This is a genomic window from Williamsia limnetica, from assembly GCF_003217475.1.
Taxonomy (GTDB): Bacteria; Actinomycetota; Actinomycetes; order Mycobacteriales; family Mycobacteriaceae; genus Williamsia; species Williamsia limnetica.
The window spans coordinates 1-5,701 of the sequence record NZ_QJSP01000040.1; the positions used below are offsets into that span (position 1 = coordinate 1).

7 protein-coding genes and 2 pseudogenes are annotated in these 5,701 nt (G+C 62.9%); 5 read left to right on the forward strand and 4 right to left on the reverse strand.

Going from position 1 to position 5,701, the window contains the following annotated elements:
* Window positions 1-141: pseudogene (locus tag DFR67_RS31340) on the forward strand (IS3 family transposase); the annotation flags it as partial.
* Window positions 142-517: 376 nt separating this feature from the next.
* On the opposite strand, the gene DFR67_RS29995 reads toward DFR67_RS31340, so the two are convergent.
* The 4 genes from DFR67_RS29995 to DFR67_RS30010 form a co-directional block, all read right to left on the reverse strand.
* Window positions 518-787, reverse strand: a complete 270-nt coding sequence (locus DFR67_RS29995) for a hypothetical protein (protein WP_110473105.1) — start codon at window positions 785-787, stop codon at window positions 518-520.
* A 159-nt stretch (window positions 788-946) separates the two neighbouring features.
* Window positions 947-2,089 carry a YihY/virulence factor BrkB family protein gene (locus tag DFR67_RS30000; protein WP_245938251.1) on the reverse strand — a complete coding sequence of 381 codons (1,143 nt, stop codon included), beginning with the start codon at window positions 2,087-2,089 and terminating at the stop codon, window positions 947-949.
* Window positions 2,090-2,091: 2 nt separating this feature from the next.
* Entirely contained in the window at window positions 2,092-2,280 is a 189-nt protein-coding gene (locus tag DFR67_RS30005; RefSeq protein ID WP_110473106.1) for a hypothetical protein, read from the reverse strand.
* 316 nt (window positions 2,281-2,596) lie between these two features.
* A complete protein-coding gene (locus DFR67_RS30010; protein WP_110473107.1) occupies window positions 2,597-2,998 on the reverse strand; it encodes an STAS domain-containing protein in 402 nt (133 codons plus the stop codon).
* A 613-nt stretch (window positions 2,999-3,611) separates the two neighbouring features.
* Between DFR67_RS30010 and DFR67_RS30015 the strand changes: the two genes are divergently transcribed.
* The 4 genes and pseudogenes from DFR67_RS30015 to DFR67_RS30025 all read left to right on the forward strand — a co-directional run.
* Window positions 3,612-3,851 (forward strand): hypothetical protein, encoded by a 240-nt coding sequence (locus tag DFR67_RS30015; protein WP_110473108.1) that lies wholly within the window; start codon window positions 3,612-3,614, stop codon window positions 3,849-3,851.
* 131 nt (window positions 3,852-3,982) lie between these two features.
* A complete protein-coding gene (locus DFR67_RS30720) occupies window positions 3,983-4,135 on the forward strand; it encodes a hypothetical protein (RefSeq protein WP_158540082.1) in 153 nt (50 codons plus the stop codon).
* Window positions 4,136-4,530: 395 nt separating this feature from the next.
* Window positions 4,531-4,728 (forward strand): annotated as a pseudogene (locus DFR67_RS30020) (IS3 family transposase); the annotation flags it as partial.
* 140 nt (window positions 4,729-4,868) lie between these two features.
* On the forward strand, window positions 4,869-5,701 hold an 833-nt coding region (locus tag DFR67_RS30025; protein ID WP_110473109.1), incomplete at its 3' end, for an IS256 family transposase.

Sequence of the window (5,701 nt, forward strand, 5' to 3'; positions counted from 1 at the left end):
TGGTCTACCCGTGAGCAGCTGCGGATGGCGATCGTGATTTGGATCGAACGGACCTACCATCGCAAGCGCCGCCAACGCAGGCTCGGAAGACTCACTCCGATCGAGTTTGAGACAATCAACCAGACCGCAACCGCGGCCTGAACCGCTCACCCACCCGTCAACCGGAGTGGGGGCAGTCCCGAGCCTGGGTCAGGGCGGTGAGCTGTGCGGGCGTCCCGACCGTATCCATACCCCTCTATAGGAACACGTTCTACCAGCGTTACAGCGGTGGCCGACAGGATGTGCAGGGTCATCGTCGATGGGTTCGAGATTGGTCTTCTTGCGTGTGAGGTCGGGTGCGGGCGTAGGGTCAGCGACTGTCGGCAGCGACGTACCCCTTCGCTGTCGATGTGCCGCCCCGGCCGCGGGACCGCACTGGCTGCAGCCGGGGCAGCTCACCACCTACAGGTGCCATGAACGCAAGCTGGTGCGGTGCACCACAGTCTGTACGTGTGGTGCGTCGGCTGGTGGTCGGCCGCTACCGGATGGGCAGGGCTACGTCGTTGGTGTGCGACCGGGGTATCTGTTCGTGATGGTGCGGGGGCGTAGCTGGTGCGATGGGGTAGCTGATCTCGACTGTGGTGGTGTCGGTCCAGGTGATGGTGATCGGGCCGCCCACACGTTCGTGGTGCAGGCGTGCGTGGTGTGCTGCGAGATCGTCGAAGAGCCCGCTGCGGCGCATGCTCTCGAGCGCGGGGTCGTCGTGCGAGAGGATGAGTTGATCGAGCGTGAAGTGACGCAGCGCCATAACTTTCTATTCGCAGCGGCGGGGGCCGGGGATGGGCACCCCGCAGTGAAATGCCCCCTGCCCTTCAGAAACTCCTGCCTACCGGGCAGCGTGGGTGTCGTTCATTTTCGAAGCTGTGGGCAGATCGGGGCGAGACGGCCCGGCTAGGTAGCGGTCATCTTAGTTGTTGCGGGGCGGCATATAGGGATCGGCGCCGTGCCCGCCTGAGTGGTCGGGGCCGGCGGGATGGGGGTCAGGTGCCGGGTCGGTGGTGTGACCGGATGATTGGCGTAGGGCGCGGCCGCGTTCGACGAACTTGCGGTCGGTCTCGTCGTTTTTGTCCGAGGCGCGGGTGTCGCGGGGTGGGAGTTGCAGGTGCTGTTCGGCGGGTATGCCGGCTTGGAGTTGGCGGCCGCGTTCGAGTTCGGAGTCGAACTCGGCGCCGAAGAGCAGCGAGAGGTTGGTGATCCAGAGCCAGAGCAGGAACACGATGACCCCGGCCAGGGCGCCGTAGGTTTTGTTGTAGCTGGCGAAGTTCGCGACATACAGCGCGAACAGGACTGAGGCGACGATCCAGACGACGATGGCCAGCACCGCCCCGGTACTGATCCACCGGAACTTGGGTTGGCGGATGTTGGGGGTGGCCCAGTACAAGATCGCGACGATGAGGACCACGAAGATCAGGACCACGGGCCAGCGGGCGATGTTCCACACCGTGAGAGCGGTGCTGCCCAGTCCGATGGCGTCCCCGAGGGAGCGGGCGATCGGCCCGCTGACGGCGAGCATGAGTGCGACGGCTGCGGCCATGATGAGCGCGATCAGGGTGACGAGCAGCATGATGGGCCGCAGTTTCCAGATCGGGCGGCCTTCGTCGATCTCGTACATGCGATTGAGGGCGCGGCCGAACGCGCCGACATATCCTGATGCCGACCACAACGCACCAACCAGTCCCAGTACGAGGGCGAGGCCGGCGCTGGGCGCGGCGACGAGTTGTTCGATCGGCCCGCGCAGAGTGTCCACTGCTGAGGAGGGCCCGAGGTCGTCGACCATCTGCAGGACGGCATCGGTGGTTTTTTGTCCTTGTCCGAAGACCCCGAGCAGCGACACCAACGCGAGCAGCGCGGGGAACAGGGAGAGCACGGCGTAGTAGGTCAGGGCGGCGGCGATGTCGGTGCATTGATCGCGGGAGAACTCGCGCACCGTTTTGCGCAGCACGAACCACACCGACGGTTTCGTCAAGTCGGTGGGGGACTCGGGCTTGCGGGGGTCGTCCGGGTCGGCTGTGGCCGGATCATCGCGGACGTCGGTGTCCCGGGCGTTCATGACTAACGATCGCTTGGATCGGTGGACGAGTTCTCGTCGTGGACGAGGTGTTCCTCATGCCGTGCGCGCTGATCGAGGTCCTCGTCGTCGAGATGCTTCGGTGCTTTCGCGTGCTCGTGGTGATCCGGGATGGCGGTCTCGGTCGGAACCATCACGTCATCAAGGTCAGGAACGTTCTTGTCTGCACTCATACCTAGGGCGTAGCCCCTGTCGCCCTGCGGCAAACACTGACCCCACAACCAGATCCCGGGGAACCTAGACCTGGGAACCGTGCGGTGCGCCCGGTGGGTAGCCTTCGTTGTTGTGACCTATGAGCAGTGGATCGGATATTTTCTCGGCCAAGGTCATTCGGAGGCCTCAGCCCACACCTTGGCCGCCGAAGCAGTCGCCACCGCGATACCGGCCCCCGCAGACTGGCGTGGGGAAGGGAACCAGTGAGTGGCTAGTGCCCCCGGGCGGTGGTGTGGGTCTGAGCTGTCGTTGGGTGCAGCCGGGTGGGCGCGGTGGTCAGCTCAGGGCAGCGATGGCGTTATCGAGGGTGGGGTAGAGGGTCAGGGTGTCGTCGAGTCCGACGAGACGGATGGGCCTAGAGGTGGCGGGGCCGTCGGCGACGACGGCGAACTGTCCGGTGGGTGCGATGGCGTCGCGGGCGGTGAGCAGGGCGCTCATGCCCGCTGAGGCCAGGAAATCGGTGCTGGTGAGGTCGATGATCAGGCCGCGGGGCCGCCCGGTGAGGGCATCGGTGATGGCCTCACTCAGTTGCGGGGCGCTCAGGACGTCGATGCTGCCCTCGACGGTGAGGATCACCAGTTCCTCACGGCGCACGGTAATGACCGTCAACGCTGCACTCCCGGCGCGTAGGCCGGTGTGCTCGATGACGAGAGCGTCGGGATCGTCCTCTGAATGCACGGCGGTGTCCCCTTTCGACCCCTGGAGGCGATGTGTGTCATTGCCCGCGTGGCCGTAATAGGCGCGGCGGGCATATGGCTGGCATCGTCTCCGCCGGCAACTTCATCTTCGCACGAGCGCAGCCCGTAAGCCCCACGCCAGCTAGCCCCTGTAAGCAGCAGGCGACACTTGTAGCAGGTAAGAGACCGTGGCGAGCACACATGAGTGCCACCCATCGGGTCGATAGCTCAGGTCCAGGCGCAAGTCGCCAGGCGCCAGCGACCCAGACCAAAAGTAGTCGACAGCCCCCCGTGTGGCCTTCCTTGCAGTGGGGTACGGCTGCTGTGCATCAACGATACGAAATGCGCTGCGCACCAGAGAGTTCTGCTACAGGAACAGCAATGTCGAGTGACTCGCATGGCTGGGGTGGGGTGTGTGCGCCTGGGGCGCGAAGCCGGGGCCCGGCCGGATGCTTGACCGGGTCCCTAGATCCCCGGTTCGTGCATGCGTCTGGCCTCACCTGCGGTGACCCCAGTACTGGGGTATGTGACGCATCAGTCAGTTAACAAACCGTTAAGGCGGTGCCTATGGTGGGTGGGGGTAACCCTTTTGACAAGCCAGGAGAAACGAACTGATGCAGCACCGACACCTCGTCCATACCGTTCCCGACGCACCCCAACTGTGGAGCAGCGAGCATGAGCGGTTGTTCTACTTCGAGACCATCGCCGCCACCGCTGCCGAAGCAGTCGGGGAAGAGTTCGCCGACCTCATCGACGTACAGCACGGGCACCCCGGACACACCGCCACCATCGTCTACCGCGTGCTCACCCCATCAGCCCACCCCGAGGCGACGACATTGCCCGCCCCACACTGACCGCACCCGCGGAACCGACCGCGCGTACCACGAAACATGTTGGTGTGCATGAAATTACTCGCCATACTTCCTATTCTTTCGTCACCTGTGACGAAAGAATAGTCGCTTTGCCACCGACTCAAAGGAGCTTCATGAGAGAGACCGACGAGAGACCGCATCCGGGCGCACCGAAGCCAACCACCTCCACCCGGCGTGATGATGAACTGTGGGCCAGCATCGTGACGGTGGGAATCGCCGGAATGCTTGCGATCTTGTTCGTGGTGCTGTGGGTAGCAATCAACTGAGCCTCCTCCGCCTCGCATCTTTCGTCACGGGTGACGAAAGTTCGGGTGGGGCAGTCTGTCTGAATTCACTGGACGGGGTCGAATGCGTGGGCGCTGTCCGGCCAGGTCCGTCGCTGCAGCGTCCGATTGGTAAGCCGGGCGGGCAGAGATCACGTGATCATGGGCGCCTTGTGCGCCGCGCGACATCCACCCGTAGACATCCGGCGAAGAATACTACGTCAGATATTCCGCAATCCTGTTGCGGTACAGAATATTTCGCGTACCGATAACAATGATTACGTTAGTTCAAGTCCTGGGCTTGATTGACCAGTTATCTGCCTACTCTGGCGTAGAGGTCGACAATTCCCACGTAGCCAGGAGTGCTAGTCTAACCCAAATTCACACAATTATCTTGACAGGCTCAGTCGTTCTTCTCGGCGCTGAAAAACGAACGCGTGCACCGCACCGTCTACACCACGAAGACGCAGGCCAGACGTGACGTCATCAGCTACATCGAGGGGTTTTACAACCCCCGACGACGCCATTCAGCGATCGGCTACAAGCGGCCGAACGAGGTGCACTACGCTAACATCCAGCCGGCAACGGCAGCGTAGAGAAATAATCAACTCCGCTGTCCGAAATCAACACGGCAGGCCAGCCGTCTACCTCGTGATGGCTACCGTCACGGGAGTGTTTCTTAAACGGTGTTTCGGCCCGACACGCTGGGTGAATGCCCGGCGAGAAGGGTGCCGTGATGACGACACTGGATGATGTGACGAAGAAGAAATCGACACCACCGTCGGCCGAGGAGGCGGCGGCAGCGGAGCTCGTGCGCTTGGCGAAAGAGCAGGGCCTGTCGCTGACGGGCCCGGATGGGCTGCTCAAGCAGTTCACCAAGACGGTCCTGGAAACGGCATTGAACGAGGAGATGACCGAGCATCTCGGGCACGACAAGAACCAGGCCAACCCGGGTCGGGCATCAACAAATATCCGCAACGGCACTCGGTCGAAGACGGTGCTGACCGAGTCGACCGGGCACGTCCCGATCGAAGTCCCCCGAGACCGCGAAGGGACGTTCGAACCGCAGATCGTCAAGAAGCGGCAGCGTCGGCTCAACGGCGTTGATGAGATCGTTTTATCGTTGTACGCCAAAGGGTTAACGACTGGGGAGATCAGCGCGCACTTCGCTGAAATCTACGGTGCATCGGTCTCGAAGGAGACGATTTCCCGGATCACTGACAAGGTGATCGAGGAGATGCAGGATTGGTCTGCACGTCCGCTCGATGAGGTGTACGCAGCGATCTTCATCGATGCCATCGTGGTCAAGATCCGCGACGGCCAGGTCGCGAACAGGCCGATCTACGCGGCCATCGGGGTGAGCCTGGACGGGCGCCGCGACGTGCTTGGTTTGTGGGCCGGCACGGGCGGCGAGGGCGCCAAGTTCTGGATGAGCGTGCTCACTGACATCCGCAATCGTGGCACCAAAGACGTGTTCTTTCTCGTCTGCGACGGTCTCAAGGGCCTGCCGGAGGTTGTCGAGCATGTGTGGCCGGCCACCACGGTCCAGACCTGTGTGGTGCATCTGAT

Bases quoted from the DNA above. Each gene is read 5' to 3' on its own strand.
- DFR67_RS29995 (WP_110473105.1), bottom strand. From the start codon at position 787: ATGGCGCTGCGTCACTTCACGCTCGATCAACTCATCCTCTCGCACGAC.
- DFR67_RS30000 (WP_245938251.1), bottom strand. From the start codon at position 2,089: ATGAACGCCCGGGACACCGACGTCCGCGATGATCCGGCCACAGCCGAC.
- DFR67_RS30005 (WP_110473106.1), bottom strand. From the start codon at position 2,280: ATGAGTGCAGACAAGAACGTTCCTGACCTTGATGACGTGATGGTTCCG.
- DFR67_RS30015 (WP_110473108.1), top strand. From the start codon at position 3,612: ATGCAGCACCGACACCTCGTCCATACCGTTCCCGACGCACCCCAACTG.
- DFR67_RS30720 (WP_158540082.1), top strand. From the start codon at position 3,983: ATGAGAGAGACCGACGAGAGACCGCATCCGGGCGCACCGAAGCCAACC.